This window comes from Aliinostoc sp. HNIBRCY26, assembly GCF_050235535.1.
Taxonomy (GTDB): domain Bacteria; phylum Cyanobacteriota; class Cyanobacteriia; order Cyanobacteriales; family Nostocaceae; genus Trichormus.
The window spans coordinates 5,280,108-5,306,973 of record NZ_CP189852.1 but is presented as its reverse complement, the minus strand read 5'-3'; the positions used below and the strand labels follow the sequence as shown (position 1 = coordinate 5,306,973).

The window sequence follows — 26,866 nt, the reverse complement described above, 5'->3', positions numbered from 1 at the left end:
CACTCAGCACTCAGCACTCTTCACAGAATTAGGTAATGTAAATGCAAAGGTACTCCCGCACCCTGGGTTACTTTCAGCCCAAATTCTACCGTTGTGTTGTTCGATAATTTTGCGGCAGATAGTTAGTCCTAAACCGGTACCGCCTTTTTTGCGAGAATCTGATGAGTCAACTTGTTGAAAGCGTTCAAATATCTTTTCCAGTTGATCAGCTGGTATACCTTGTCCTTCATCCCGCACCCGAAAAATCACTTCCCAATCCCCAATCCCCAGTTCCAAATCCCTAGTCCCCTGTTCAACGGTTAGCCAAACAGTACCTCCTGGTGATGAAAATTTAATGGCATTACTAATTAAATTGGTTAAAGCTTGTAATATGTAGTCAGCATCAGCCCACACAGAGATTTCCTGTGGTTGTTTTACTAAAGTGACTTCATGCTGCTGTGCCATTGCTTGCATTGCTTCTGCGGCTTGGGTAATTAAATTAGCTGCATTGCAAGCCTGTCTTTCCATGACGACTTTACCGGATTCAATCCTTTGTAAGTCAAGCACATTATTGACTAATCGCACCAGTCTTTCTGTACTTTCATCAGCAATAGACAGCATTTGTTGTCCTTCACTGGAAAGATTGCCTAATTTGCCTGTCGCCAAGATTTTCAACGCACTATGTAATGATGTCAGGGGAGTCCGCAATTCATGGCTAATCACGGAGATGAATTCGTCTTTCATCCGTTCAATGGCTTTGCGATCGCTTATATCACTACTTAAGGCAAAAAATCCCTTCACCATATTCTGCTCATCTAGATGAGGGATATAAGTAACATCAACTGATCGTAAATTTCCATCTTTCAAGACTATTTCATTCTCATAGGTAACAGCTTGTCCAGATAAAGCTACTTCCACGTATACGCGCATTCTTCGGTAACAATCTTCTCCCCACACCTGTCGCAAATGAAAACCGTAAATCTCGCCGGGAGACTGCCCCAGCCAATCATGGTAGGCTTGGTTATTGAAGCGATAACATTGTTGGTCATCTACATAGGCAATCAATACTGGTAAGGCGTTGGTAATTAGGCGCAGTTGCTCTTCGTTTTGGCGCAAAGCTGCTTCCGCCTGCATCCTGACATTGATTTCTTCTTGTAATTCGGCGGTGCGCGCTACGACAACTTCTTCTAAATGTTCTAGTAATTGTGCCTGAGATAGAGCGATACTGATTTGGTCGGCTAATTGTTGCATCAATTCCAACTCAAAATCTACCCAATGGCGATCGCTGTTACATTGATGAGCAATTAATAATCCCCACAGATGATTTTGAGCAGTGTTGAGACTTTGGACAATGGGGACAATCAACTTCGCTTTAATATCGAATTGCTCAACAAATTCCACCAAACAATCTGCTAAACCCGCCGCCGGATCATGAACATCGGTGATGGCTCTGACTCTTCCTTGAGCATACAGTTGTTGATACTCTTGGGGAAACACTTCTGGAGGAAATTCCATATCTATCAGCGAGGGGTAATCTGGGACAACCGCTTCACTGATGGTTTTACCTGTACCGTCTGGTAATACATGGTAAATTAGCACGCGATCAGCCTTGAGAATCCGTTGTACTTCGGTGACGGTGGTATGTAGGATTTCCCTAAGTTGTAGCGACTGACGAATTTTGAGCGTGACTTCCGAAAATAGTTCAACTCGCTGCTGCTGCTGTTTTAATTCTGCTTGTATTGATTCCCGACGCTGACTAATATCTCGTAACAGCAGTAAATGAAAGTGGGGTAGAACATTCGGTGTTAAGGTATATTCCACCTCTCGCTTAACATGACTGGCAGATGAAATTAAGAGTTCTCCCATCAATGATTGTGGTAGCGGAAAACTCTCCAAGTTATCCCCCGCCGCGATGAAATTAGATAAGGCTTGCTTTTTCAGCTTTTTACGCGGTAGCCCTAGCAAATCACAGATACCATTGTTCATCTCAATCAGACAACCTTGATCATCAATGAGAGCAACTGCATCATGGGCGTTCTGAAACAAAGTTTTAATCAGACGCTTGTAAGCTTTTTGTTGATGTTGAGATTTTTTTGAGCCTGATTGCCGCTTAGAAGAACGTTTAGACACCTATATCCATACTTCAGGGGGACATTTCCATTGTTTACTTAAGCGATCAAAACTTCAAATTTTATAAAGTTAATGTTGGAAAATTTAACATTTAGAATTGTTATAGCCAGAGAAAGTCGCCAGTTTAGAGAGTCTGAATTCCGCGATCGCAGTGTCTCACAACAGGAGAGTGGTTATGACCCCTGAAGTTTTGTCAACATACCCTCAAATTCAAGGACTTCGGGTTGCTAAAGTAGTCAAATATCTCCAGCAAAATTACTGGGTAGAAATCAATCATCCCAATACACGGTTATTTGTGTTTGAAAAGGGTGTGGATGATCAAGGTAAACCAATTCAAATTGTTCTGCCAAGTCAAGATGATTACGAAGACACACCCTATTTATTAAGTAAAGCGGTTAACCTACTATCTGTTATAGAATCCGTCTCTTTTCAAGAAATTGTAAACGCAATTTATTCAAATCGGTAAAAATTGAATTGCTGAGAAACTCCTGAAACAGTTGTGTAAGTCAACAAATTTGCTATCAAGGAACGGAATCAAGACCAAATTGCCGGAGATTTTGATGACTCTAGCGGGATAAAATGTCAGGGTGAGTAATTGTGTCTGCTTCAATTCACATAAATGTTTAGTAAATCCACTACTATGGAAAAGCTAGATCGCATTACTATTAACCCTAATATCTGCCTTGGACAACCTACAATCCGTGGAATGCGGATCACGGTGGGCTTTATCCTCAAACTTCTAGCCAGCAATTTATCAATTCAACAGATTATTGAGTCATACCCAGAGTTAGAGGTTGAGGATATTCAGCAAGCTCTTAATTATGCTGCATGGTCAGTTTCAGAGCAATTAATTCATATTCGATCTGCATGAACAGTCTTCAATTCATAGCAGATGTTCATATCTCACCACTAACAATTATAGCTTTGCAGCAAGCAGGCTACAACATTTTGCGTTCTACCGAAGTTTTGCCTGCAACCGCAACTGACATAGAAATTTTAGAATTTGCCAGAGTAAATAATCGAATTGTATTGACTCAAGACTTAGATTTTTCAGCATTAGTTGCTTTAGGTGGTTATTCTCAACCCAGTTTGGTTACTCTTCGGCTTTCTTCTGCACAACCTGATTTGGTGTCACAGAAATTACTAGAAGTTTTACCTCAGCTAGAACAAGTGCTAATTGAGGGAGCAGCTATCACGATAGAAGATAACGCTGTGCGGTATCGCAGGCTACCTATTGGATAGAATTTTGGGAGTTATCAAGTTACGTAGTAATGTTGAGTTTAATCTTATCGGTGGTGAGGTATATTTCACCTTACTACGCTAACATCGCTTCTGTTCTTGATGAAGCGATCGCTAAAAGTTAGCTGTATTAGTCAGAACTGAGTTGAAAGGAGCATGAAAGCGTGATTCCCCGTAAACGTCTTGACATTTCTTGGGCTGATATGGTGTCAGGAATTGGATATTGTCTGCGATCGCCAAACCGTGAGAAGGTTGAGCAGAGAATTGAGCGTTTATGGTCTGAGAAGGGGTTTATTCTCCCTTGTCTTTCGGTGCGTAGTGGTTTTGATGCACTCTTACAAGCACTTAACTTTGAGCCTGGAACAGAGATTTTAGTTTCAGCTATCACCATTCGTGGGATGACGCGCATTATCGAGGCTCACGGTTTGGTTGCTGTTCCCATAGATATCGATAGCAACCACCTGATGGTGCGTCCTGAGTCAATGGCTCAAGCTGTAACTCCCCGCACAAGGGCTATTTTGGTGGCTCACTTGTTTGGTAGTTATATGCCAATGGAACGGATTCTACAGTTTGCCAAAGTGCATAATCTCCTCGTCATTGAAGATTGCGCTCAGGCTTATGTAGGTAATGAGTATCGGGGACATCCTCAAAGTGATGTGAGTTTATTTAGCTTCGGCCCTATCAAGACTGCAACAGCATTAGCTGGGGGAATTCTCCAGTTTCGAGATGCTTCACTTTGTCATACAACACGTTTATGTCAGGAACAGTGGCCTATACAAAGTCGCTGGCGTTTTCTCATCAGAATTTTGAAATATTCTATATTAATATTCCTTTCTTACCGCTTGACTTACAGCATTTTTCTTGCTTTATGTTCTGCATTCAAGCTAAATCACGATCGCCTGATTAGTCAAAGTGTGCGGGGATTTTCCGGCGACAACTTCTTGAGACAAATTCGTCAAAGACCTTCCTCTGCTTTGTTATCACTGGTGGAGCGTCGTATCCGCAAATTCGACCCCGATAGAATTGTAGAACGCGCCAGACTTGCCGAATATTTAATCAAACTCACGCCTGCTTTACAACGTCCAGGAAGTCAAGCAATCAAACATACTCACTGGGTTTTCCCGATACTGTGCGATTCTCCAGAAAAGTTGATGCACTATTTATGGAGTCAAGGTTTTGATGCAACTCAGGGAGGCTCTAGTCTATCTGTGGTCGAACCGCCAGCCCATCGTCCTGAAATGAATCCAGTAGAAGCCAAAGAGTTTTTTGAGCAGTTGATTTATCTTCCCGTTTACATTGGGATGTCGTCGCAGGATATTGAAAGATTAGCTTGTGTGTTGAATGAATGTGACATTCTACGCTGCGATGTTAACGCTGCTTTTGTTGATGATTCAGCGATCGCTAAATAGGTATAGAATTAAACATACAAACTTTTATCAACAAATTTAGCTATTTTGAATACAGATATTACAGGGCGGATGCTGCTTGCCCACAATTTTAATGTCGCTGATGATAGCGTACCAGCCCTCAGCAAAGAAGAATTTGCCGCAGTGTTTCAAGTGGGTTTAAGTACCTATAAAAACCTGCAATGTAGATTAGTGAATCATCCCCATTGGACTGTAGAAATTTTATTCCCTACAGACGAATTTTCTCCTGAGCAAGTCGGAAAACTTTGCGCGCAAGCCTTAGCAGAAAAGCGACGCTCACAGCAAACAGACACAGCCCCGCTTCCAGAAATTCTAGTCTTAGGCGGGATTAAAACTACACCACCCACCAGTGATTCTCCTGATGCACTCCAACCGGGAAATTGGGGGGTAGATGTGGTAGAGACTAACTCTGGTGCAGCATTTTTGCAGGGAATCGCTTGGGATTCTACCATTGCCCAAAAACCAGCCGATAGTATTTTCAAAGTTGAACTCAAAGAAATCTGACACTAGTATAAAATTAAGCTGTTGTACTTTTAATTTGCATATTAATCGCAGGTGGCAGGAGTCAAGGGAAAGAGTTTACAGCTTTTCTCGACTAGTGAAATTATGCAATTGATGGGTATAAAATATCATCAAACCTCAGCTTTCTGTACTTTTACCTTTTGCCTTTTTCCTTTTTCCTTTATAAAAATGGCTTCTCTTAACGAAAACCTCATCCGTATGATTGTCAAAGGTGATACTGCTGCGGTCGAAAGCTTATTAGCTCAAGGCGCAGATCCCAATACTACAGGGGGTGTTACAGCCGTGGGAGCTAGTAATACAGCTTTGATGTGGGCGGCTACAGAAGGTTATCTGGAAATTGTGGAATTATTGTTGGCACATAATGCGGATGTCAATACTAGAAATCCCGCAGGTTACACACCGTTGATGTTTGCGGCGGAGAGCGATCGCCGACACATTGTTTCGCTACTCCTAGATCATGGTGCGAATATTAGCGATCGCAATTCCTACGAGGAAACTATATTAATGACAATGGCGCGCCGTGGTCAAACGGATATTGTCCAACGTCTAGTAAAAATGGGTGCTGAGGTGGATGCCGTAAATAAAATCGGTGACACAGCTTTATACTTAGCCACAGATAATGGGCATACTTACACAGTCAAGGCGTTGATTGAACTAGGTGCATCAGTAAATACCGCAAACCTGGGCGGTTGGACTCCTTTAATGATGGCATCTGCAAGGGGCGATTTAGAAACTATGACACTGTTGTTAGCTAATGGTGCAGACTTTCGCCCTCGAAATCGCTGGGGTGCAACAGCCTTGAGTGAAGCTCGTAATTCCTTTCGTTCTGCTCAAGCAGTGGAATTGTTAATTCGAGCTGGGGCGACGGAGTGAGTCAATGACGGATGTTGGATTTTGGATTGATTCCAAATAGTAAAAATTTATGAATAACGATCGCCTCGCTGAACTAGAAACTTTGCTGCGGTTTGGTGCGCTTGACCAGCGTAAAGCTGCTTTAGATGAATTAGCACAATGTCCGGCTGATTTAGCCTTGCCTATTTTGCAAAGACTGGCGGTTGATCAAGATTTTTTGTGTCGTCGTTTAGCGGTGATGGGCTTGGGGAATCATCGCACAGCCGCATCCTTACAAATCCTCAAAGAGCTACTACAAGAAGAGTCTGACCATAATGTACTAGCGGAAATTGCCAATTCACTGTTTGAATTTGGTAATGAATCTGTACCGTTACTGCAACAGTTGTTTGAGCGCGATCGCCATTGGTTAACTCGCCAGACGATTATCTCGATTCTCATGGAAGCGAATCAAGACGAAGTGCTGCTAGCTGTAATTCGCCAAGCTTTACAAGACGAAACACAAACAGTCAAAGAAACCGGCATTTTAGCACTCGGTAGTTTACTCAAAGGGAATTTGCAGCAACAAGCCCTAGATTTACTCACAGAATTAGCACAGGCACAAGATTGGCGCGATCGCTGGCGAACCGCCACGGCTCTGAGTTTGTCATCAGACCCCAGAGCCAAACTCTTACTAGCCCAACTCCAACAAGACGAAAATCATTACGTCGTCGCCGCCGCCCTGGAAGGGAGTTTGCCCAAGGAGATTTGAGGGCAGGGGGCAGGGGTGCAGGGGAGGCAGGGGAGGCAGGGGAAGCAGAGGGAGAAAAACTTTTAAATTTTGAATTTTTCTGCCCAATGCCCCATGCCCAATGCCCCATGCCCCAGATCAAAATGGTTTGTGCAAAATAAGTGCAAAACGCTACAACTATATCAATATTTACAAATCTTGACGCTCATCTTTGCTTCCTCATAAGAAAATTGATCATAACAAAGCGTATAAAACGCCTAAAAGGCTTGAGCATCCAGGGAATTAGAATTGCTATTTTCATGGAAAATCGTCGTTCGGGTTCAAGCAAATCAATCTATTGATCTGGTTTGTCTGGATGCACAATCTGAAATTTCTTTACATTTTGAAACAATTTTCTGAACCTCTTTCGTTAACAGGAGATAGAATTAATGCCATTTGGACCAGCTTCTCGTCTGGGAGTTAGCCTGTTTGATGAAACCCCTCCCGTTGAGTGGGTATCTGGCCGCTCACAAGAAGAAGCCGAAACAATCATTCGCGCAGTCTATAGGCAAGTATTGGGTAATGCCTATGTCATGGAAAGTGAAAGGCTCGCCGTACCAGAATCCAAGTTTAAATCTGGTGAATTGAGCGTTCGTGAGTTTGTGCGCGCAGTAGCTAAATCCGAACTCTACAGTTCTCGCTTTTTCACCAACTGTGCGCGCTACCGAGCAATTGAACTCAACTTCCGCCATCTGTTGGGTCGTGCGCCACTGGATTTGGAAGAAATGCGCGGACATAGCACCATTCTTGATACCCAAGGTTTTGAAGCTGAGATTGATTCTTATATCGACAGCGATGAGTATCAATCTACCTTTGGGGAAAACATTGTTCCCTACATCCGGGGTTACAAAACAGAAGCTTGCACTAGCATGGTGCAATTTACCCATACTTTCCAATTGGTACGGGGTGCTGCTAGCAGTAGCTTGAAGGGAGACCTAGCAGGCAAGAGTCCCAAACTCAATGCGTTGGTTATTCAATCTACAGCTACCCCAGTAATTTCTCCTGCTGGCGATGGTGCAACCTTCCGCACACCACCGGTTGCTTCTCGTAGCCGTCATGGTGTTGATGCGAGTGCGGGTGGTAAAGTTTACCGCATTGAAGTCACAGGTTATCGTGCCAAAACCTTCAATAACATTTCCAAATTCCGCCGTGCCAACCAAGTATTTCTGGTGCCATACGATAAGCTCTCTCAAGAGTATCAGCGCATTCACCAACAAGGTGGCGTGATTGCCAGTATTACTGCTGTATAAATCGGCTGCAAACTTATAACATACTGAGGAGATAGATTCCTATGGCAACCCAGACAATCCTGGAACTGTGGCCTAGTGGTAGTTTAGAAGAAGTTCAAACTATCATCCGTGCAGTTTACAAACAAGTGTTAGGCAATCCTCACATCATGGAGAGTGAGCGGTTGGTGACAGCAGAATCCAAATTGTGCGATCGCTCCATCACTGTGCGAGAGTTTGTCCGCATCGTTGCCAAGTCTGAGTTTTATCGTACCCGCTACTTCGAGTCTTGCGCTCCCTATCGGTTTGTAGAACTCAACTTCCTCCACTTACTTGGTCGCGCACCCCAAGACCAAAGAGAAGTTTCTGAACATATCGTTCGGACTGTAGCTGAAGGCTATGAAGCGGAAATCGATTCTTATATCGATAGTGCTGAATATCAAGCCGCCTTTGGTGAAAACGTAGTCCCCTACTATCGTGGTAAAGACAGCGCAGCCAATAGCAAGCAAGTTGGCTACAATCGCATATTTGCCCTCGATCGCGGCCCTGCTCAGATTGATAGCGCAGTCAAATCTGCTCAATTAGTCTACGCAGTCGCTACCAACAGTGCAAATGACATTAAACCTTCTTCAGCTACTGTCATTGGTTCTGGCACTGAAAAACGCTTCAAAATTGTGGTTAAAGGTTCTAAATTCGACAGTCCCCGACGCATCAGTACCAATGAGTACATCGTCCCTGCGAGTAAAATGACCCCACAAATTCAACGCATTAATCGTACTTCTGGCAAAATCGTCAGCATTACTGAAATTGCGTAAACTTTAACAGGATGGGCTACGCCCATCCTCAAATCATGCTTTTTTAATAAAACACAAATAAACAATCCTCAATTTAGGAGGCTGATATATGGCACTTTGGATAGAAGCCGAGTCCGTAGAATTACGAGCCAACGCCAGCGAAGATGATCTACAAACCATTATCCGCGCCGTGTATCGGCAGGTATTGGGTAATGCTCACATCTTCGATAACCAACGCCTCACCAGTGCAGAATCTCAATTACGCAATGGCGATATTAGCGTCAGGGAGTTTGTCCGTGCGGTAGCTCAATCTGACTTATATCGCTCTTTGTTTTTTGAAACTTCTTCGCCCTACCGTTTCATTGAATTGAATTTCAAACATCTGTTGGGACGCGCCCCACAAGATCAAGCAGAAATTGCAGAACACGTACAGATTTACAACACACAGGGTTACGAAGCTGAAATCAACTCCTACATAGACAGTGATGAATATGTTAGAAGTTTTGGCGATAATGTTACACCCTCTGCCCGTGGCAATCGTACCCAAACTGGTGTGAAGAATGTTGGTTTCAATCGCACCTTTGCTTTAATGCGGGGATTTGCTGCTAACGATGTGGGTAAATCTGCCAAGTTAATTGGTGATATTGGTAGTAACCTCGCAACCAAAATTATTGCCCCTTTAGGTGGTGGTGCTGTAGGTAATAGAGAAAAAAGATTCCGTGTGGCTGTGTCGAAGGCTAATTTTGGTCGTCGGGTAACTCAAAGCATGGCTACCTTTGATGTGGGATACAACCAACTATCACAAAAAATTCAGAGCATCCAAAAAACTGGCGGTAAGATTCTGAGCATTACAGAAATAGCTTAGAGCAGAACCGCTAAAAGTTTGTAGATAGATGGTCTGTTACCAAAAATCCACTGACAAAACTACTGCTAATCAATCACAGTTTGGCAAAATTCACTCACAAACACTAAGTCTGAAAAAAGGCTAGATTTTGTTAAACTTCTTAATGAGTGAATTTGGCATTGTGATCACTGGTAATTAAGCGGCAATTTATTTAGTGATTGCTTCGCTTGTCCATAAATTACAGTTGATGATAAGTTGCTGACAACATCAAATTTATCAGGTGATTTGTATGGCAACCACAATTATTGCTCCTGGCAATTTTAGTGAATACAGTAGTTGCCGAGTCAAGATTACAGTCACAGGTGGCTGTGATCAAGGGATAATGAGGAAAGGCAGATATACAAAGACAATTCCTTATAATTGTCTGTCTCAAACAATTCAAAGTATTCATCGCCTTGGGGGAAAAATTACCCAAATTACCTTATTAACTTCCCAGACTCCAGTTTCCCAAATTGAGTGCGAAGAACAGCCACTATCTACAATAGCTGCAATTGATATTCTAGATTCAGTACATCCGACTGAATTATCACCTCAAGTAGAGGTAGAAAATCACCCTGACACAACATCTGAAAAGAACGAACTAATTACAATTCCACCAGAACAAAAACCTAGAGCGATCGCAGTTTTTCAATCCGGTGATTACACCTTCATTGATGAGTGGTAATTAACAAGTAAAAAGCAATAAAACCCATTACAATCAAAATACGATTGTTTAAAAATTTTATTGCTGTTTATTTTGCATTTTTACCTTTTCCTTTTGCCTTAATTACAGCCAGGATTTCTGATTTAAGAAACCCAATTTTTTATACTGCCTTCAAAAGCAAATAACTATAAAAAAATCAAAAATTGATGGATATTCAAGAGTTTGTTAAAAATTCCATTGGGCGTTGGCGATCGCAACGTAGCGCACATCATTTAGCTTTCAGTCACTTTGAAGCTGTACAGTCAGAAATTGAGATTGCAGCTCTTTCTATTGATGATCCAGCAGTCATTGACTTGTGTAAAAGCTATGACATCGACCCCCAGACAGCAGTTTCTCCATTCCGTATGAGTTGGGAAGGTCAATCAGATTGGGATGATGGAGAAGTCAAAGGTACTTGTGTCTTAGTTCCCATTCCTGATCCTGATGATGCGGCTCATCGCGGTAAACTCCTGCGTGATCAAGGTTATGCAGAAACCATCGCCGCCGCCGGTGACTATTACTTAACGGCTGACGGTACATTTGTGCTAACCACCGCCTACGAACGCGCCGCCGCCGAGGAAAAAATTTGGTTTGTCAATCCTAACGTCCGGTGTCGAGTTTCCCTGATTAAAACTAGTGCTGGCACAGGAGTTGTTACCGCCTCGTTTTCTTCAGAAATTCGGCAGGGTGTCCAGAATTAAACTAGAGCTAATTAAAACTCAAAATAGCATCAAAAAATTCCGTTAAAATCACAGATTTTTATTGTTTTCTCTGTTTATTTACGCCTGAGAACGAAGGTAATTAATTTTGAATTTTGAATTTGGAGTAAAGTGAAGTGACTTCTTCCATAACGCCTATTTGTGCAACAACGTCCAATAATTTAATTACCCTAGCTCGTTGGATGGCAGGGGATTTCAGCAATCAACAACAGGCATTTGAAAATCCTAAAGAATACGCCCATATTCACGTTTTTTTCCGTCCCTTACCTTTTGAATTCTTCTCTGGCATAGGGATGTATTCCGAGCAGGTTTATGACTATGACTTGTGGCGACCGTATCGTCAGGGTGTGCATCGTTTAATTGAGCAAGGTGATCAAATTTATATCGAAAACTACAGTTTAAAAAATCCCATATTCTATGCGGGTGCGGCGCGGGATTTAAATATTCTCAAAACCATTACTCCCGACTGTATTGAACGACGATATCACTGCTCAATGATTTTCCAACGAGAAGGCGATCGCTTTCAAGGTAGTGTCGAACCCGGCAACCTCTGCTTAATTGAAAAAAATGGCTGTCAGACTTATTTAGATAGCTATGTGGAAATCACAGAAAGCACTTGGGTAAGTCTCGATAAAGGTCTTGATGTCAACACCCACCAACAAATTTGGGGTTCTACACATGGGCCATTGCGGTTTAAAAAGCGGGAGAGTTTCGCTCATGAAGTCCCAAATATCCTGTGATCTTTCCCTACCGGATCTGGAATCTCTCAAACCAAATATGCTGCCCCCAGAAGCGCAGAAAAAAATGCAGTGCTGGATTCGCAGCAGGCATTTAATTTGTTCAGGTAATTTTTTTGTGTTTGAAACTGTAGATTACAGTGCCGTTGAACGATTTTCCCAATGTGTGGAAGCTTTAGGAGGTACAGTCATATCAGTTGATCCGATTGACAAAATTTGGATGGGTGATCATCGGCAAGTAATTCTCTATCAGGCCAAGGCAAGTTTACATACCCCTTGCCATAATCTGAAACAATATTGGCTGAAATACGGCAGCTTTCGCACCCGATTTGACGCACAAGCGTGAAGTTATTTTTTTGTGATGTACAACCTATGCTCCAAATCGATCAATCTGCTTTGAAAGCACGCAATACATTAACTGCTATGTTTGTGGTGCTTTGTATTCTAGATGCTACGCTAGTTTTTCTAGCGCGGGATAGATGGGCAATTGGACGAATTTTATTCACCATTGTGGTTATGTACTTTGTGCTACAGGGGCGAAAATGGGCGAAGTGGCTCATGATGGCTATCTGTAGTTTTTTGGTGGTTGCTCTAGTCGCAATGGTGATTGCACTAAAAGCAAAGCTTTCTACTGTCCTCATCGTAGGAAGTTTAATTATGGCTGCTCTGAGTACCGTAATTTTGATATATATGGCAAGTAGCAAAGATTTGCATTTTTATTTTTCGTGGAAAAGGCAAAATCCTTCTCAAACCTAAATGTGGTTTAGGGACTGCCAGATAAAAAAATATCCACACTGTAGGGTGCGTCAGTGAGAGAAAACCTAACTATACCAAGAGATTATTCATACTGACGCACCCTACTAAGCTGTTTATTTGGAATAATTTATTGTTTGGTGTTCCCTTAGCTGATTTTATATTGATGCTGATTTAGGCGATAACCTATGCTGTGAACCGTCTCAATTAAGTCTTCTGTTGCTCCGGCTGCTTTAATTTTTTGTCGTAGACTGCGAATGTGAACTTTCACAGTGTGTTCTTCGGGAGGAGATTCTAAAGCCCAAATATGTTCGATGATTACACGCCGACTGAGAACACGGCGACCATTTCGCAACAGTAGTTCTAAAATGCTGTACTCTTTTGGTGTCAAATAAATAGGCGTTGAGCCGTAAGTAACTTCATAGGTGCTAGGATTCAGATGTAATTCACCCCATGTCAAAATCGGTGGTGATGTCAGACATCCCCGACGTAGCAAAGCACGAATCCGCGCTAATAGTTTTTGTAAATCGAATGGTTTAACTAAGTAGTCATCCGCACCTGCATCTAAACCATTAATTTCATTGTTGATGTTGTCACAAGCACTGAGCATCAAAATAGGCCAATGATAACCGTGCGATCGCAAACGATGACAAAGACTCATCCCATCCAACACAGGTAACATGACATCCAACAACAGTAAATCATAATCCAGAGCCTTCACTTGATGCCAAGCTGCTTCGCCATCATGCACAACATCAACCACATAACGCTGAGAAGCCAAAGCATCTACTAAGTTTTCCGCCAGAATGACATCATCTTCAACCAGAAGAATCCTCATGAATCAATTCAAAATTCAAAATTAAAGACAGCCACCCATAATTCCACTTGGTGTTAAACCTAACTAGGAATTAGCTAGGAAATTCCAGGTTTGAACCAGCAGAGACTCTTATCAGCTTAATTTTTAATGGTTGTGAGGATAGCTCACCAATGACAATTTGAAGAAAATTCGTTGATTGTTAACTAATAACTAATGACTAATGACTATTGACTATTGACTATTGACTATTGACTATTGACTATTGACTATTGACTATTGACTATTGACTATTGACCGTCAAAACATCAAGATTTGTTGATTTTGCTAATTATTTCCGATTTTTTTACTATTTTTTGACCGATTTCCTTACTGATGGTGTGAGATTATCTAGGCTGAGAGGCCGTAGAGAAGGAAGTTATTCTTCCCATCGCGTTGACTCTCTGTATAGAGAAAATAGTCAGCGTTAGGTAATTTTGCATTGTTTTTAAGCCATTTTGTACACTCTTCATCATGATTTAAGACAATATTGGCTGAAATACGGCAATTTGCATCAAAATTTGCTTTAAATTCTCTCTTACCAGTCAAAAACCAGTAGGGGCGGGTTTGATACGACATTTACTCTTGAAAACGGATATTTCGCTTAAACCCGTCCGTACATTAGTCAACAGTCAACAATTGAGATTTAGCTGATTAGGAAGGATAGTTATGTCGATTCCTTTATTAGAGTACGCACCTTTATCACAAAATCATCGCGTTGCAGGGTTTGAAATTCCTGGTGATGAGCAACCAAGAATTTACACCACCGAGAACCTGTTAACTGCTTCCGATATGGATATGTTAATCATGGCAGCCTATCGGCAGGTTTTTAATGAACAGCAAATGCTAGATAATCATCGCCAGCGATTTTTAGAGTCTCAGTTAAGAGCTAGTCAAATTACAGTCAGGGACTTTATCCGAGGATTAGTTAGCTGTGATTCCTTTCGGCGACTAGTTTACGACAGTAACAATAACTATCGGTTTGTCGAAATTTGCATTCAGAGACTTTTAGGTCGTAATGTATATAGCGATCGCGAAAAATTAGCTTGGTCTACTGTACTGGCTACCAAAGGGCTACAAGGTTTCATTGATACTTTAATCAATACAGAAGAATACCTCGGCAACTTTGGTTATGATACCGTTCCCTATCAACGCCGTCGCATTCTACCACAACACGCTCAAGGTGAACTACCCTTTGCACGGATGTCACGTTACGGCGAAGATTATCGCAACAAATTACCCCTACCTCGTCGTCCCATCCGTCCCATCCCCACCGGTATGTTTGACGAATTTGAACCTTTTCATATTGATACCTTCATCCAAAGAGCAGATTGGAATACCAGTTTTGGTCTCATAGCCCTTTTCATCACCCTAGCAGTTCTGTTTGTTCTATTTGCAGAAGCCAATATTCTGTTCTGGGGATAGGAATTGGGTAGGGGGCAGGGTGCAGGGGGCAGGGGGACAAGTAAGAGTAATGAGTAATGAGTAATGAGTAATGAGTGCTGACTAATGACTAATGACTAATGACTATTGACTAATGACTATTGACTATTGACTATTGACTATTGACTATTGACCCTTTTTGGTGTTTCCCAATACAAACATTTTGTAGTCTATCTTGATACAATTCTCATCTGGAGTGATTGAGAGCGATCGCCAATTTCCTCACCTGGTGAGTGCCATTGTACTTGCCTCGGTTAACCTGTGAAGCTTTAAAACCTTGTTGCGTCAACGTTTCAGGTATTTGCAACTACTTAATTAAGTTATGTAATTTTTATCAAACTAAATCGAATAATTCCTTCCCTTCTCCTTTATGATTATGATAACTTTGTAAGATTTCGTTAAGGAAAAGGGAGATTTTGTATCCGTGGCACTTCCTCTTTTAGAATATTCCCCTAAGTCTCAAAACCAACGAGTAAGCGGTTATGAAGTTCCTGGTGATGAACAACCCAGGATCTACTCTACAGAAAACCTACTTTCCTCTACTGATTTAGATAATCTGATTGAAGCCTCCTATCGCCAGATTTTCTTCCATGCTTTTGCTGCTGATAGAGAGCGTTTCTTAGAATCTCAGCTGCGTAGTGGTCAGATTACAGTGCGTGATTTTATTCGCGGATTGTTATTATCTAACACCTACAAGCGTAGTTTCTACGACCTCAACAGCAACTACCGTTTTGTAGAGCAAACAGTACAGCGTGTTCTCGGTCGTGATGTATACGATAATCGGGAAAAATTAGCTTGGTCAATTGTCGTAGCTACCAAAGGTATTAAAGGCTTCGTTGATGACCTACTCAACTCTAATGAATATCTAGACGCTTTCGGGTATGATATCGTACCTTACCAACGTCGTAGAGTCCTACCCGGACGTTCAGAAGGTGAACGGCCTTTCAACATCACATCTCCTCGTTACGACGAATACTATCGTGCGAAACTTGGCTTCCCTCAATTCATTTGGCAAACTTCTGTCCGCACCTACGCATCTCCAGACAGACAGCCCAAAGCTGGTAGCCCCTCTCTGTTCTTAGATATGGCGCGGAGTATTAATCCTCAAGTTAACGCTCCTCAACGTCTTTCTGTACAAAACATTGATATTGAACGTTCCGTTCCTTATCGCGGCAAATAATCAAATCTGAAACCTCATTAAATTTGAGATTTTAAATTTTGTAGAAAGTCTGATTGGAGATTTCCTTCAATCAGACTTTCCAACACGGATTTTGGATAGAAAATTCCAGGTTCAAAATTTAAAACCACTTAATTTTCCTAATTAGGCACACTCATCACTATTGTCGGAGCTAAACCCTAATTCTAAAAGAGCTTTACGGATTTTAGCTTTAGAAGGGCGGACTTTAGGAACAGTTAGTCCCATTTCTCTGGCGGTTTCAAATAAATCTCGCATTAATATATCGAGGGAAGTATTCTCTGCATCTTCAGGAACGGGCTGAATTCTAGCTTCGTAGGCTAAGGTATAAAGTTCTAGGTGATGTTTTCCCATCACTCTAGCTAGTTTTCTTAAAGTTTCAGGGGTAGGACAAGTCCCTTTAAAGCAAGCACCTCTCAACCTTGGTTGAGGAACACCAGACAAATCCGCCAGACGATTCATACTGATACCTTGTTCTTCCAAGTATTGAAGAATAAATCGTCCTAAAGGGGAGCAATCTTCAGATTTTATTTGCAACCTTGCTGGCATTTTTCGGTATCAGGAAAATCTAAATATCTACAATATAGCGGAATCCAAGATATTACGCATAATCTTTATGGGTGATAGGTTACATTGATCTGCGTCTCAGAACTTCCACCAGAGTTGTAAAAGTTGGTGGAGGTGTTGCTGTAACTTCAATCCATTCTTGGGAAATGGGATGTTGTAACTTCAACCGCCAAGCGTGGAGTGCTTGACCTGGTAAGTTTACTCCCACAGAACGACCGGAAGCATAAAGGGGGTCGCCAACTATCGGATGACCAATCTTCGCACTGTGGACGCGGATTTGGTGGGTGCGTCCGGTTTCGAGTTGAAAATGAATTAATGTATAGTTACCCAGACGTTCTTGAATTTGCCAATGGGTGATAGCTGTTCTTCCCCCTTGTTCTACGGGGACAACTGCCATTTTTTTGCGGTCTTGGGGATGGCGACCGATGGGTAAATCTATTGTGCCATTGGTGGTTTTTGGCGCACCATACACTACACCTAAATATTCTCGGCGTGCGGTTTTGGCTTGAAGTTGGGCTTGTAGGTGTTGATAGGCGATGTCAGTTTTAGCGATCGCGATCGCCCCTGTGGTATCTTTATCTAGACGATGGACGATTCCTGGCCTTTGTACGCCACCAATCCCAGGTAGACTGGGGCAATGTGCGAGTAAAGCATTGACTAATGTCCCGTCGGGATGTCCTGGTGCGGGATGAACGACTAAACCGGCTGGTTTGTTGAGAATGAGTAACTGCTCATCTTCATAGAGAATATCAAGAGGGATATTTTCCGCTTGCAGTTCTAATGGTTGCGCTTCCGGAATTTCTAAAGTGATGCGATCGCCTACTTTTACATTGATCTTTTTAGATGTGCAGACATGACCGTTAATTTGCACCTTGCTTTGTTCAATTAGCTGCTGAATGCGAGACCGCGATAAATCTGGTAACTCATCTGCAAGGTAACGGTCAAGACGTGCGCTATCTTCTTCGACTTGTAAAAAGAAATTGTTCACCATTGAGTTGTAATTCAAGTGGAAATAATTATATCAATTCGCAATGGGCAAACGCCCCGCTTCTCTACGAGACGCTACGCGAACGCTAACGCAATTCGCAATAATGCTCTCGCCCCGCTTCTCTCCGAGACGCTACGCGTAGCTTGCTTCCACGGAGGGGTACGCTAACGTAATTAAGATTCGTAGAGAAGAGCCTCTATAGGATTCCTATTTGATTTTGGTGAAGCTAGGTATACTTTGATTTTTTCTTTCCTGTTCCCTGTTCCCTGTTCCCTGTTCCCTCCCTACGCAAATAATTTCAGGAATAAAAGCGGATTCCTATATCACATAAGCATCTGGTAGGGAAAAGACAAGGACTAAAGTCCTTACTACGAACTAGATTCTCATGATTTATTGTGATGTCAGTTTGTGATACTTTAGTTCTTTAACCAAAGAACTTTTTTGAATGTATTTTAAAACACTTAATTATGTTAAGTAATATTGCTATAAGGCTCTATTTCTGGTGATTTTTAATTAAGTAATAATAATGAGAAATAGATTTTTGCTACTGATGGGTTTGAGCCAATATCTCTAATTTTAAGAATTGCTGTACTGTTAGATGAGTGAGATTAACTAAAGATACAGAAAAGATAGCTGATTTTTGGGAAAATTCTTCCTGGTAATCAGTAAATACTTTGCTGTTTAATAAGGGAGTGCAATTACTTTTCAAGTAATTTGTATTAATGAATGTTAGTGCTAGTGGCTTACACAAATTAGAAAACTGTAAGCCGCAAAAAGCGTACTGACTAAAATTTTGCTTGCTGCATCGATTGAGTGATCGCAGTTATACAAACATACCTAAAAATCCGGCAAATTTTCCCTGAATTCATATTTATATAATATTAAATTTTTCGCTGAGTGCCACTATGAAAACACTACCTATTAGTAGATACAGATTTTTCCAGAAAATACAACCACTATCACTGTTAAAAAAAATCACTGGTAAAACTGTAACTGGCTGTTTACAAGTGTTCAGCACATCTGGTGCTTGGTCAATTTATGTAGATGAGGGTAGACTAATTTACGCTTGCTACTCAGAAAGAATGTTTGAGCCACTTTATCGACACTTACAGACTTTGAGCCAGGAAATTACCACCCTCCCTAGAGAAATTAACGACCAGTTACGGGTAATTTTCGAGACAGATATTGAAAATCAATCTATTCCTAATCCCGATTATTTGGCTATTTGTTGGTTAGTTAATCAAAAATATATCAGTCCCTCACAAGCCGCCATACTCATAGAACATTTGGCGTTAGAAGTTTTACAGACATTTTTAGTTTTAGAGGAAGGTAGTTATGAGTTTATACCTGAGAGTTTTTTAGATGACTTACCTAAGTTTTGTTACTTAAATTTGCGCTTATTAGTAGAACAATGTCAACAACGGGGACACGCATCTGAAGGATTCAAAAAGGAAATGGATATTGCCGATTTGTACAAAAGTAGTATGCAATCTTCAGTAAATCATAGAGTCAATTATCAGAACTATACTAAACCCAAACCAGAACCAAGACTCCCCCAAATAGATACTAAACGCTATCCATCTCAGCCCTTAAATAATAACCATCACTATCAGTCAACGTCATCAAATGATTCTGACAGAAAAATTTATAAGATATTTTGTATAGACGATAACCTAGTTGTATTAAATAGTATTAAGAATTTTTTAGATGAGCAGATTTTTTCCATTATTGGGGCTACAAATTCACTGAAAGCGTTGATGGAAATACTGCACACCAAGCCAGACATAATTTTACTAGATGTTGATCTGCCAGATTTAGATGGCTATGAACTGTGTTCTTTATTGCGAAAACATTCTCATTTTAAAAATACTCCTATTATTATGATGACAGCAAAAGCCAGTCTAATTGACCGAGCTAGAGCTAAAATAGTCGGGTCATCAGGATATTTAATTAAACCATTCACTCACAGTGATTTACTTAAAGTAATTTTTAAACATATTGTTTAATTATCGGTTACAAAGTTAAATACCTGATATCACCTTCTGATTATCATGGAGATTCAGGATTGAGTATTACTTGGGTAGGCAAAGTTTTAATTATTCAAGACTCCCTGAGTGAGTTAGATTTCATCAGTAGTTATTTAGAATCACAGGGCTATCAAATTATTAAGACTCATACCACTAAAGCTGGTATAGAAATTGCTTTAGAAGTTAGACTGAGTGCAGTTGTCACTGATGTGGTGATCCCAGGAAGAAGCGGATTTGAACTATGTCGCTTTTTTAAAAGTCATTATACTTATCAAAATATCCCGATAGTGGTTTGTAGCGCGCATCATCAAGAAAATCATAGAATTTGGGCGAGAAAACAAGGTGCTGATGCTTACTTTACTTGGCCTTTTGTCGTAGAAGATTTACTAAACGTCATTCAAAGTTGAGGAAAGAGTTAAGGGGAAAGGGAAAGAGGCTTTACTAGTTCGTTTCCCTACACCCTTATACCCTTAAATCTCTAAACATTGGAAAGACGACTCCATTGATTCCATGAACCATCATAGTTGCGAACTTGGGGATAGCCGAGTAAATACTTTAAGACAAACCAGATGTATCCAGAACGCCCACCAATAGCGCAATAGGGAAATATTTCCTGATCAGGCGTGATGGCTTGACTTTCATAAAGACTTTTCAATTCAGGCAATGATTTAAAAGTGCCGTCCTCATTGAAAGTCAGAATGTGTTCAATATTAACTGCGCCGGGAATATGTCCAGCACGTTCATTCTTTTTTGGCGGTTGATTGAAAAACCATTCACCACTGTATTCTTGAGGTGTGCGAACATCTAATAGGATGCTATTTTTTCTATTCATAGAAGCTTGAACTTCTGAAGGCAATACTCGTAACTGAGGATCAGGAGTTTTAGCTTGGTAGGGAACTGATGAAAAGGTTGATAATTCTGGGGATAGTGGACGATTTTCTGATTTCCATTTTTGATATCCACCATTGAGAACTTTGACATGATTGTGTCCAAATAATTTTAATAACCAAAAAATCCAACCTCCTGTTCCTGGGTAACTACTATAGGCAATCACTGTTGTGTCATTGGTGATACCAGAACGCGACATCAAATTAGCAAAGGCGATCGCATCTAAATTTATGCTCAAATCCGGCAATAATATGTCTGTAAAAATATGCCAAAATACAGCCCCAGGAATGTGAGCGTTTTTGTATAGTTCTGGACTTGTATCAACTTCAACAATGCGAAGATTGGGATCATGGAGATGATTTTCTAGCCATTCAGTATCTACTACAACTTCAGGATGAGCGTACTGGGACATGATTTTTCTCAAAATGTTACAGTTTTTCGTAACAGTAAATTTTTTAGATAATTTCCTGTTCATAGTTAAAATTAGGCTCATTCCCTGACTCAGCCTAGTCCTCGAACGAGTACATTTTGTGAATCATGGCAAACTTACAATCTTTGTTTCAAAGGATTATCCACGCCAAAAACGAACAGGAATTAAAATCACTGCTTTTCCCCGAATTGAGTGATTATTTTGCGGCTAAACGCTCAGGATTATTTTTTCTAGAGGAACTCCCTTTGCTGGATAGCAGGTTGCAAAAGGTGATGCAGTTTGCTTTATCTACTAAACGTAATCCCGTTGTGCGTTATTTAGTAGAAAGACATACTCCTGTTCATGAAGCTTTAGTAATTTCACCGAAAGCATGGCAGTTAATTTGTCCACGGGCTGATCATTGGCACGTTCTGCTAGGGCCGATTGTCAATCAAGGTCAATTAGTGGGTGTGATTGGTTTTACCCGTGCCATTGGGATGACTGCATTTGATACACAGAACTTGCTAGATGTGAGCGCGCTATGTCTGCATTTATCGGCTTGGGTAGCGACGGTAAGATCCCTAAGTTTAAATCCAGGTAAATTAGTATACCAACAATCTAAAACTCGTCAATTAACACCCCGTGAAATGCAAATTGCTCAATTAGTGGCGCAAGGACGCACTAATGCTCAAATCGGGGCGGAACTGTGGATTACAGAAAATTCTGTGAAGCAAGCTTTAAAACGGATGTTCCGTAAACTAGAAGTTTCATCTCGTGCTGAGATGGTGGCTCAATTGTTTGTCGGTACTCAACGCTGATTGAAACCTATTTATGTTCTATTCCTCAAAATCTAGTGCATCTGCTAAATCTAGAGTTTCTTCTAAATCTGCATCTCTATCTTCTAATTCTAATGTCATCTGTTGAGATATTGCTGCTAATTTGACATCGCCTTTTTTAGAAACATAATCAACTAGTTTAATCCAATCAATACGACCCTTTGTAGTAAAATACTGCATAAATTCAAACGTCATTTCATTAACTTTGGCATCAAGAGTAGACTTAAAAATTTCATCTTTTTTCTTGGCTTCCTCTCCAATAGGAACAATAATTTCTTGGTAAAGGTTGGCATCTTCTGAAATAAATTCCCAAAACTCTTGCCCCGCATACTTGAAGTATGTTTTATCTGTATCCACATCTTCCTTAAAAGGGCTACTATCCTTGCCGTACATACAACCGTTAACGGCTATAATATTACTTGTAATACCTTGATTTCTCAATGACTGCCGGGCTTTTTTAAAATTATCTTTCATCTTACTAATCTGGTCGGAATTTCCCCAACTAGTCCCAGATTTAATCCCTACAATATAATATGTTCCATTTCGCTCAAACTCTAGATCAACACTGTTGAGTTTCGACTTAAAACCACCGCATAAAGATTCAGAGATATATATAGCAAATCCTTCCAACAAATTCCCAAAAATTGTTTCTTCCTGTGATGAAAGAAAGGCAGTAATGATACTATCAACAAAATCTTGGGCGCGCTCAATATTTTTTGCTTTAAATAAATAAGGATTTTTACGCTTGAGAACATTTCTAAGCTTTAATTTGCTCAATTTCTCAAATCTTTTATCATAGAAAGGTGTGAGGACGTGCTGAATTAAGTAATTATGATAAATCTGATAATTTTGGTCTGCCACATTTAACTCCTCATGGTACTGATGATGGTTTGCCATAAGTTGAGTATTGATAACTGTTGCTTTAATATTCATGGCTGCCAGTTCACAATACTCTTTTTTAATCTCAATTCCTACATAATTTCTACCCAATTCTTTAGCAGATATACAAGACGTTCCTGAACCAGCAAACGGATCAAGAACTACATCATCTACATCAGTGAATAATTTGATGAACCATGAAGGGAGAGCTTTAGGGAAAGCGGCACTATGATTTTTATTGCCGCATTCAGTTGCTAAATGTAAAACATTGGTTGGATAAGCCATTTTACGCTCCAACCAATTAGAGATGTTCTTGCCAAATCCACTTTCAACTTTAGAATTATCGCGTTTTTTGTCAGTCTCACTTAAATTTTTGAGCCGGGATTTTGCCCAATCTCCCATAGGAACCATGACAGATTCCTGATTCATCTTGAATTTCTTTTGCTTATTAAAATGTAAACAACGTTCCCAAGAATCACGAAAGCGATTAGACCACTTACCAGGATAACTATTTTTTTTATGCCATATATATTCTTCAGTCCATAACCATCCCTGTTTCTGCATCCCTAAAATTAAATGCAATACGTATGGATGTCTTTCCCCATTAACAACTTTCTCTTTAATATTAAGAATGAAAGAACCTTCAGGTTTTAAAACTCTTTTTAGTTCTAACGCTCTTGTGAGGAACCAATCAGTATATTCATCTGGTGCAATTCCTCCATAAGTTTTTTTTCGACTATCAGCATATGGAGGGGAAGTGACAATTAAATCAATACTTGCAGAAGGCAACTTGCGTAAAACATCTAAACAATCACCGAGAATCAACTTATTCTGCCAAGTTTGCGGGTTATTCTGATCTATTGACTCCAACTGCTGAATCAGAATTGTCTCAGATTCCAAGGTAATGTTTAGTGCTGTTTCTACCATAGCCCAACCTTTTAGACCAAAATTTTACTTAGCTAAAATGCACAGAAGATAAATGCGTGGCGTTTTAGTTTACCAAGAAAATGGGTTTAAAGCTCTGTCTTTCTGGGACGGCTTTCTGATAAAGTACTGTGCAGATTTACTACTGAGCCAATTACCGCGATCGCAGGGGCTTCAAATCCGGTTTTCTCCACCAGTTCTACAATATTTCTCAATTCCCCAATTAATTCTTCCTGTTCGGGACGCGTCCCCCAACGGACTAAAGCAATCGGTGTGTCTGCACTTAATCCCGCTTGGGTTAACTCTTCGAGGATGTAAGACAGATTGTGAATTCCCATATAAATGACAATGGTTTCTGAACCGTGGGCGATCGCTTGCCAATCGACCTTCGGTTTATACTTGCCTGCGGCTTCATGCCCAGTCACAAAAGTTACAGAAGAACTATACAGTCTGTGGGTTAAAGGTATCCCTGCATAGGCTGGGGCAGCAATACCCGATGTAATTCCTGGCACAACTTCTACAGGAATACCTGCGGCGACTAAATCAACCATTTCTTCACCACCACGACCAAAAATAAACGGATCGCCACCTTTAAGACGTACAATAATAGCGTGTTCCTGTGCCTTCTCGATTAATAATTGGGTGGTTTCGTCCTGTAGCAGTGAATGTTTTCCCCGTCGCTTACCAGCGTTGATTTGTTCTGCTTGGGGATTAATCATGGCTAAAATTGCCGGACTCACCAAGGCATCATAAATTACGACATCGGCACATTCTAAAATACTCTTACCCTTGAGGGTCATTAGTCCAGGATCACCTGGCCCCGCACCGACTAAGTAAACTTTGCCGAAACTGTTTTGTGTTTCATTGTCTGTGCGGTTCATGGGTGAATTAAATCCTCAATCAAAATAGCTAATTCGTCACTCGCGCCTAGAGGTGGTGCTAGGTAAAAGTTCACCCCAGGGAATTGTAATTTTAACTCGTCAACAGCTTGAGCGATCGCATCTGTTATACCCCCAGAGAAAAGAAAGTATGGCAAAATGGCAATTGCTTGCTTGCCAAAACTCACTAACTCTTGTACCCGTGATTCTAAAGTTGGTGCGACAGACCAATAAGCGGTAACTAAACCCAAATTCGCCGCCATAGTTTCTACTGGCTGTTGTGAACCAGGACGACGGCTACCATGTGCTAACAAAATTCCTGCGTCAGCTTTAATAGTATTGATTTGCTGTTGAAAAAACCTCTGTAAATCGGGATGACTTCCTAAATATGGTTGTAGGTCAATTGTGATATCTTCACCGATAGTCTGTTTTGCTAGTGCGACCTCAGCCGGAATATCCGTCATCACATGGACACCTGCTAGCAGAAATATCGGCACAATTTTCAGGTGACGACATCCCAACAGCACAGCATTTTGGGCAAAATTTTGGATTTGCAGATGTAAAGGTTCGGGACTAACTTCTAAACACGCAATACCCACAAATTTTTCTGATATTTGCAGTTTTTCAGCCACCAGTTTTGCTAGTTGCTGCATAGCTACTTCAGGACGAGGATCACGACTGCCGTGGGATACAAGGAGATAAGCAGATGACATATTCACAATTAATAGTTCAAAATTCCCCAAATTTTTAGATGAACGAATTTTGTGTGACTGTCTTTATTTTACATTTTTTAATAAAAATTTAATATTTATGTTGCGATCGCTGATTTCTTGACTCATCAATATCTGTCCACAAATGCCTAAAACCCAAAGCATATTACAGCAGAGAGTAGGAAACATGATGATCACAATTGTTAGAGAAGCTATTTTTACGGGAAAACTGAGAATAATATCCTGTATGAAAAATTTTATGGCAGTCAGTCTAATACCAAAAACTACTTTGATTGTTTAAATAATGGCGCAAATAACAAAATAGTTTCTTGGTGAAAATCATGTTTAAAATAGCATCTGGTCAGAATAAATGGATATTTAGTCTGAGGACAATTACTTTAGTTTTATCTATTATTAGCAGCATTGGTATTCTCTGGGCTGTAAATTTACGTAGACAATCAACAAACACCAATCAGAATAATTTACCAGCAATATCAAATAATCAACAGTCTATAGTTCGTGTTACAGCTTTAGGAAGATTAGAACCGCAAGGCGATATTATTCACCTGTCTGCGACAAGCTCAAATCAACGTTTAGCGAAACTGTTGGTAAAAGAAGGTGAACAAGTGAGTGTAGACCAAATTATTGCAGTTATGGATAATGTGAATCAATATCAAGCCTCTGTAGAAAATGCTAGAGCCAAAGTAAATGTAGCGCGATCGCGTTTAGCGCAAGTGCAAGCTGGTGAAAAATCTGGACAAATTGAAGCTCAACGCAAAAAAGTCGCAGAAACACAATCACAATTAGTTGAAGGTGTCAAGGTACAACAATCTGTAATTGCTCGTCAAGAACTGGAATTACGCAAAGCCAAAGATAATTATCAACGCTACAAAGATTTATTGGATAAAGGAGCGGTTTCTGTATCAGAAACAGAAACTAGACGTTTGCAAGTAGAAATTGAGCAGCAAAAATTGCAAGAAGCCAAAGCTAACCTCAGCGAACAAGTTAGTACAGGTAAGGAACGTGTAAAAGCTGCGGAAGCAACATTAGATAGTTTAAATAATGTCAAACCCACAGATATTTTAGTTGCTAAAGCAGAATTGAATGAGTCCTTATCTCAATTAGAAAAAGCAAAAGTTGACTTAGAATCTCTTTATGTGAAAGCACCCGTGGCTGGGCAGATTTTAAATATCAACACCAGAGTTGGTGAAGTTGTAGGTAGTAAAGGGATTGTTGATATTGGACAAACACAACAAATGTATGTGATTGCAGAAGTTTACGAAAGTGATATTCATTATGTAAAAATTGGTCAGGAAGCAACAATTGTTAGTGAATATGGTGGATTTACTGGAGAAATCAAAGGAGAGGTAGATCAAATTGGATTGCAAATTGAACAGCCAGGAATTATTAATGATGATCCCACCGCCAAAGCTGATGTTAGAATCGTGAAAGTGAAAATTCGCCTGCGTCCCGATGACAGCGAACGGGTGAGGACATTGAATAAGTTACAAGTTAGAGCCTCAATTCAGATTAATTGAA

General features: G+C 40.6%; 31 protein-coding genes. 21 read left to right on the top strand and 10 right to left on the bottom strand.

Going from position 1 to position 26,866, the window contains the following annotated elements:
* Window positions 1-3 precede the first annotated feature (3 nt).
* Window positions 4-2,109, bottom strand: coding sequence for an ATP-binding protein (locus tag ACQFX9_RS22530; RefSeq protein ID WP_427158650.1), 2,106 nt, complete (start codon window positions 2,107-2,109; stop codon window positions 4-6).
* Between the two features lie 175 nt (window positions 2,110-2,284).
* On the opposite strand from ACQFX9_RS22530, the gene ACQFX9_RS22525 reads away from it, so the two are divergent.
* From ACQFX9_RS22525 to ACQFX9_RS22455, 15 genes are all read left to right on the top strand, one after another.
* Window positions 2,285-2,575 (top strand): hypothetical protein, encoded by a 291-nt coding sequence (locus tag ACQFX9_RS22525; RefSeq protein WP_427158649.1) that lies wholly within the window; start codon window positions 2,285-2,287, stop codon window positions 2,573-2,575.
* A gap of 174 nt (window positions 2,576-2,749) precedes the next feature.
* The gene (locus tag ACQFX9_RS22520; RefSeq protein ID WP_427158647.1) at window positions 2,750-2,980 is read left to right on the top strand and encodes a DUF433 domain-containing protein; all 231 of its coding nucleotides are present in this window, start codon (window positions 2,750-2,752) and stop codon (window positions 2,978-2,980) included.
* On the top strand, window positions 2,977-3,351 hold the full coding sequence (locus tag ACQFX9_RS22515) for a DUF5615 family PIN-like protein (RefSeq protein WP_427158645.1): 375 nt from the start codon (window positions 2,977-2,979) through the stop codon (window positions 3,349-3,351). The genes ACQFX9_RS22520 and ACQFX9_RS22515 overlap by 4 nt, the downstream gene beginning before the upstream one ends.
* A gap of 161 nt (window positions 3,352-3,512) precedes the next feature.
* A complete protein-coding gene (locus ACQFX9_RS22510; RefSeq protein WP_427158643.1) occupies window positions 3,513-4,757 on the top strand; it encodes a DegT/DnrJ/EryC1/StrS family aminotransferase in 1,245 nt (414 codons plus the stop codon).
* Window positions 4,758-4,802: 45 nt separating this feature from the next.
* Window positions 4,803-5,279 (top strand): DUF2656 domain-containing protein, encoded by a 477-nt coding sequence (locus ACQFX9_RS22505; RefSeq protein WP_427158641.1) that lies wholly within the window; start codon window positions 4,803-4,805, stop codon window positions 5,277-5,279.
* A gap of 186 nt (window positions 5,280-5,465) precedes the next feature.
* On the top strand, window positions 5,466-6,170 hold the full coding sequence (locus ACQFX9_RS22500) for an ankyrin repeat domain-containing protein (protein ID WP_427158639.1): 705 nt from the start codon (window positions 5,466-5,468) through the stop codon (window positions 6,168-6,170).
* Between the two features lie 49 nt (window positions 6,171-6,219).
* Window positions 6,220-6,897: a HEAT repeat domain-containing protein gene (locus tag ACQFX9_RS22495; protein WP_427158638.1), complete on the top strand. Its 678-nt coding sequence runs from the start codon at window positions 6,220-6,222 to the stop codon at window positions 6,895-6,897.
* Window positions 6,898-7,304: 407 nt separating this feature from the next.
* A complete protein-coding gene (locus ACQFX9_RS22490; protein WP_427158636.1) occupies window positions 7,305-8,165 on the top strand; it encodes a phycobilisome rod-core linker polypeptide in 861 nt (286 codons plus the stop codon).
* A 41-nt stretch (window positions 8,166-8,206) separates the two neighbouring features.
* The gene (locus ACQFX9_RS22485) at window positions 8,207-8,956 is read left to right on the top strand and encodes a phycobilisome rod-core linker polypeptide (RefSeq protein WP_427158634.1); all 750 of its coding nucleotides are present in this window, start codon (window positions 8,207-8,209) and stop codon (window positions 8,954-8,956) included.
* Between the two features lie 88 nt (window positions 8,957-9,044).
* The gene (locus ACQFX9_RS22480; protein WP_427158633.1) at window positions 9,045-9,800 is read left to right on the top strand and encodes a phycobilisome rod-core linker polypeptide; all 756 of its coding nucleotides are present in this window, start codon (window positions 9,045-9,047) and stop codon (window positions 9,798-9,800) included.
* Between the two features lie 268 nt (window positions 9,801-10,068).
* Window positions 10,069-10,503 carry a phycobilisome linker polypeptide gene (locus tag ACQFX9_RS22475; RefSeq protein WP_427158631.1) on the top strand — a complete coding sequence of 145 codons (435 nt, stop codon included), beginning with the start codon at window positions 10,069-10,071 and terminating at the stop codon, window positions 10,501-10,503.
* Between the two features lie 185 nt (window positions 10,504-10,688).
* The gene (locus tag ACQFX9_RS22470; protein ID WP_427158630.1) at window positions 10,689-11,222 is read left to right on the top strand and encodes a phycobiliprotein lyase; all 534 of its coding nucleotides are present in this window, start codon (window positions 10,689-10,691) and stop codon (window positions 11,220-11,222) included.
* Window positions 11,223-11,422: 200 nt separating this feature from the next.
* The gene (locus tag ACQFX9_RS22465) at window positions 11,423-11,980 is read left to right on the top strand and encodes a chromophore lyase CpcT/CpeT (RefSeq protein ID WP_427162974.1); all 558 of its coding nucleotides are present in this window, start codon (window positions 11,423-11,425) and stop codon (window positions 11,978-11,980) included.
* The gene (locus tag ACQFX9_RS22460) at window positions 11,958-12,323 is read left to right on the top strand and encodes a CpeR family transcriptional regulator (protein ID WP_427158629.1); all 366 of its coding nucleotides are present in this window, start codon (window positions 11,958-11,960) and stop codon (window positions 12,321-12,323) included. Before ACQFX9_RS22465 ends, ACQFX9_RS22460 begins: the two co-directional genes overlap by 23 nt.
* A 26-nt stretch (window positions 12,324-12,349) precedes the next feature.
* On the top strand, window positions 12,350-12,733 hold the full coding sequence (locus tag ACQFX9_RS22455; RefSeq protein WP_427158628.1) for a hypothetical protein: 384 nt from the start codon (window positions 12,350-12,352) through the stop codon (window positions 12,731-12,733).
* A gap of 145 nt (window positions 12,734-12,878) precedes the next feature.
* Here ACQFX9_RS22455 and ACQFX9_RS22450 read toward each other — a convergent pair whose 3' ends face one another.
* Together ACQFX9_RS22450 and ACQFX9_RS22445 are read right to left on the bottom strand one after the other, a co-directional pair.
* Window positions 12,879-13,568: a response regulator transcription factor gene (locus tag ACQFX9_RS22450; protein ID WP_427158626.1), complete on the bottom strand. Its 690-nt coding sequence runs from the start codon at window positions 13,566-13,568 to the stop codon at window positions 12,879-12,881.
* Window positions 13,569-13,934: 366 nt separating this feature from the next.
* Entirely contained in the window at window positions 13,935-14,162 is a 228-nt protein-coding gene (locus tag ACQFX9_RS22445) for a hypothetical protein (RefSeq protein ID WP_427158624.1), read from the bottom strand.
* 90 nt (window positions 14,163-14,252) lie between these two features.
* Between ACQFX9_RS22445 and ACQFX9_RS22440 the strand changes: the two genes are divergently transcribed.
* Together ACQFX9_RS22440 and ACQFX9_RS22435 are read left to right on the top strand one after the other, a co-directional pair.
* Window positions 14,253-15,008: a phycobilisome rod-core linker polypeptide gene (locus ACQFX9_RS22440; protein WP_427158622.1), complete on the top strand. Its 756-nt coding sequence runs from the start codon at window positions 14,253-14,255 to the stop codon at window positions 15,006-15,008.
* A 442-nt stretch (window positions 15,009-15,450) separates the two neighbouring features.
* Window positions 15,451-16,206, top strand: a complete 756-nt coding sequence (locus ACQFX9_RS22435) for a phycobilisome rod-core linker polypeptide (RefSeq protein ID WP_427158621.1) — start codon at window positions 15,451-15,453, stop codon at window positions 16,204-16,206.
* A 141-nt stretch (window positions 16,207-16,347) separates the two neighbouring features.
* Here the strand turns inward: ACQFX9_RS22435 and ACQFX9_RS22430 are convergent, their stop codons facing one another.
* A complete protein-coding gene (locus ACQFX9_RS22430) occupies window positions 16,348-16,683 on the bottom strand; it encodes a helix-turn-helix domain-containing protein (protein WP_427158620.1) in 336 nt (111 codons plus the stop codon).
* A 166-nt stretch (window positions 16,684-16,849) separates the two neighbouring features.
* Window positions 16,850-17,779, bottom strand: coding sequence for an RluA family pseudouridine synthase (locus ACQFX9_RS22425; RefSeq protein ID WP_427158618.1), 930 nt, complete (start codon window positions 17,777-17,779; stop codon window positions 16,850-16,852).
* Window positions 17,780-18,681: 902 nt separating this feature from the next.
* Between ACQFX9_RS22425 and ACQFX9_RS22420 the strand changes: the two genes are divergently transcribed.
* On the top strand, window positions 18,682-19,782 hold the full coding sequence (locus tag ACQFX9_RS22420; RefSeq protein WP_427158617.1) for a response regulator: 1,101 nt from the start codon (window positions 18,682-18,684) through the stop codon (window positions 19,780-19,782).
* A 59-nt stretch (window positions 19,783-19,841) separates the two neighbouring features.
* Complete coding sequence (locus ACQFX9_RS22415; protein WP_427158615.1) at window positions 19,842-20,210, top strand: response regulator; 369 nt, start codon at window positions 19,842-19,844, stop codon at window positions 20,208-20,210.
* A 71-nt stretch (window positions 20,211-20,281) separates the two neighbouring features.
* Here ACQFX9_RS22415 and ACQFX9_RS22410 read toward each other — a convergent pair whose 3' ends face one another.
* Complete coding sequence (locus tag ACQFX9_RS22410) at window positions 20,282-21,103, bottom strand: sulfurtransferase (RefSeq protein ID WP_427158613.1); 822 nt, start codon at window positions 21,101-21,103, stop codon at window positions 20,282-20,284.
* Window positions 21,104-21,228: 125 nt separating this feature from the next.
* Here ACQFX9_RS22410 and ACQFX9_RS22405 point away from each other — a divergent pair, with 125 nt between their 5' ends.
* Complete coding sequence (locus ACQFX9_RS22405) at window positions 21,229-21,918, top strand: helix-turn-helix transcriptional regulator (RefSeq protein ID WP_427158611.1); 690 nt, start codon at window positions 21,229-21,231, stop codon at window positions 21,916-21,918.
* 18 nt (window positions 21,919-21,936) lie between these two features.
* Here ACQFX9_RS22405 and ACQFX9_RS22400 read toward each other — a convergent pair whose 3' ends face one another.
* The 4 genes from ACQFX9_RS22400 to ACQFX9_RS22385 all read right to left on the bottom strand — a co-directional run bounded on the left by ACQFX9_RS22400 (window position 21,937) and on the right by ACQFX9_RS22385 (window position 25,516).
* Window positions 21,937-23,742, bottom strand: a complete 1,806-nt coding sequence (locus tag ACQFX9_RS22400) for a PmeII family type II restriction endonuclease (RefSeq protein ID WP_427158609.1) — start codon at window positions 23,740-23,742, stop codon at window positions 21,937-21,939.
* Window positions 23,743-23,828: 86 nt separating this feature from the next.
* Complete coding sequence (gene cobA, locus ACQFX9_RS22395) at window positions 23,829-24,620, bottom strand: uroporphyrinogen-III C-methyltransferase (RefSeq protein ID WP_427158608.1); 792 nt, start codon at window positions 24,618-24,620, stop codon at window positions 23,829-23,831.
* Window positions 24,617-25,330, bottom strand: a complete 714-nt coding sequence (locus ACQFX9_RS22390) for a sirohydrochlorin chelatase (protein WP_427162973.1) — start codon at window positions 25,328-25,330, stop codon at window positions 24,617-24,619. The genes cobA and ACQFX9_RS22390 overlap by 4 nt, the downstream gene beginning before the upstream one ends.
* 63 nt (window positions 25,331-25,393) lie before the next feature.
* Entirely contained in the window at window positions 25,394-25,516 is a 123-nt protein-coding gene (locus ACQFX9_RS22385) for a hypothetical protein (RefSeq protein WP_427158606.1), read from the bottom strand.
* A gap of 152 nt (window positions 25,517-25,668) precedes the next feature.
* Between ACQFX9_RS22385 and ACQFX9_RS22380 the strand changes: the two genes are divergently transcribed.
* Complete coding sequence (locus ACQFX9_RS22380) at window positions 25,669-26,865, top strand: ABC exporter membrane fusion protein (protein WP_427158604.1); 1,197 nt, start codon at window positions 25,669-25,671, stop codon at window positions 26,863-26,865.
* Window position 26,866 lies beyond the last annotated feature (1 nt).

Coding starts and splice junctions, on each gene's coding strand:
- ACQFX9_RS22425 (WP_427158618.1), bottom strand. CDS start 17,779: ATGGTGAACAATTTCTTTTTACAAGTCGAAGAAGATAGCGCACGTCTT.
- ACQFX9_RS22500 (WP_427158639.1), top strand. CDS start 5,466: ATGGCTTCTCTTAACGAAAACCTCATCCGTATGATTGTCAAAGGTGAT.
- ACQFX9_RS22490 (WP_427158636.1), top strand. CDS start 7,305: ATGCCATTTGGACCAGCTTCTCGTCTGGGAGTTAGCCTGTTTGATGAA.
- ACQFX9_RS22430 (WP_427158620.1), bottom strand. CDS start 16,683: ATGAATCGTCTGGCGGATTTGTCTGGTGTTCCTCAACCAAGGTTGAGA.
- ACQFX9_RS22525 (WP_427158649.1), top strand. CDS start 2,285: ATGACCCCTGAAGTTTTGTCAACATACCCTCAAATTCAAGGACTTCGG.
- ACQFX9_RS22520 (WP_427158647.1), top strand. CDS start 2,750: ATGGAAAAGCTAGATCGCATTACTATTAACCCTAATATCTGCCTTGGA.
- ACQFX9_RS22515 (WP_427158645.1), top strand. CDS start 2,977: ATGAACAGTCTTCAATTCATAGCAGATGTTCATATCTCACCACTAACA.
- cobA (WP_427158608.1), bottom strand. CDS start 24,620: ATGAACCGCACAGACAATGAAACACAAAACAGTTTCGGCAAAGTTTAC.
- ACQFX9_RS22380 (WP_427158604.1), top strand. CDS start 25,669: ATGTTTAAAATAGCATCTGGTCAGAATAAATGGATATTTAGTCTGAGG.
- ACQFX9_RS22410 (WP_427158613.1), bottom strand. CDS start 21,103: ATGTCCCAGTACGCTCATCCTGAAGTTGTAGTAGATACTGAATGGCTA.
- ACQFX9_RS22495 (WP_427158638.1), top strand. CDS start 6,220: ATGAATAACGATCGCCTCGCTGAACTAGAAACTTTGCTGCGGTTTGGT.
- ACQFX9_RS22465 (WP_427162974.1), top strand. CDS start 11,423: ATGGCAGGGGATTTCAGCAATCAACAACAGGCATTTGAAAATCCTAAA.
- ACQFX9_RS22460 (WP_427158629.1), top strand. CDS start 11,958: ATGAAGTCCCAAATATCCTGTGATCTTTCCCTACCGGATCTGGAATCT.
- ACQFX9_RS22405 (WP_427158611.1), top strand. CDS start 21,229: ATGGCAAACTTACAATCTTTGTTTCAAAGGATTATCCACGCCAAAAAC.
- ACQFX9_RS22475 (WP_427158631.1), top strand. CDS start 10,069: ATGGCAACCACAATTATTGCTCCTGGCAATTTTAGTGAATACAGTAGT.
- ACQFX9_RS22420 (WP_427158617.1), top strand. CDS start 18,682: ATGAAAACACTACCTATTAGTAGATACAGATTTTTCCAGAAAATACAA.
- ACQFX9_RS22455 (WP_427158628.1), top strand. CDS start 12,350: ATGCTCCAAATCGATCAATCTGCTTTGAAAGCACGCAATACATTAACT.
- ACQFX9_RS22385 (WP_427158606.1), bottom strand. CDS start 25,516: ATGTTTCCTACTCTCTGCTGTAATATGCTTTGGGTTTTAGGCATTTGT.
- ACQFX9_RS22485 (WP_427158634.1), top strand. CDS start 8,207: ATGGCAACCCAGACAATCCTGGAACTGTGGCCTAGTGGTAGTTTAGAA.
- ACQFX9_RS22400 (WP_427158609.1), bottom strand. CDS start 23,742: ATGGTAGAAACAGCACTAAACATTACCTTGGAATCTGAGACAATTCTG.
- ACQFX9_RS22445 (WP_427158624.1), bottom strand. CDS start 14,162: ATGTCGTATCAAACCCGCCCCTACTGGTTTTTGACTGGTAAGAGAGAA.
- ACQFX9_RS22470 (WP_427158630.1), top strand. CDS start 10,689: ATGGATATTCAAGAGTTTGTTAAAAATTCCATTGGGCGTTGGCGATCG.
- ACQFX9_RS22450 (WP_427158626.1), bottom strand. CDS start 13,568: ATGAGGATTCTTCTGGTTGAAGATGATGTCATTCTGGCGGAAAACTTA.
- ACQFX9_RS22480 (WP_427158633.1), top strand. CDS start 9,045: ATGGCACTTTGGATAGAAGCCGAGTCCGTAGAATTACGAGCCAACGCC.
- ACQFX9_RS22440 (WP_427158622.1), top strand. CDS start 14,253: ATGTCGATTCCTTTATTAGAGTACGCACCTTTATCACAAAATCATCGC.
- ACQFX9_RS22390 (WP_427162973.1), bottom strand. CDS start 25,330: ATGTCATCTGCTTATCTCCTTGTATCCCACGGCAGTCGTGATCCTCGT.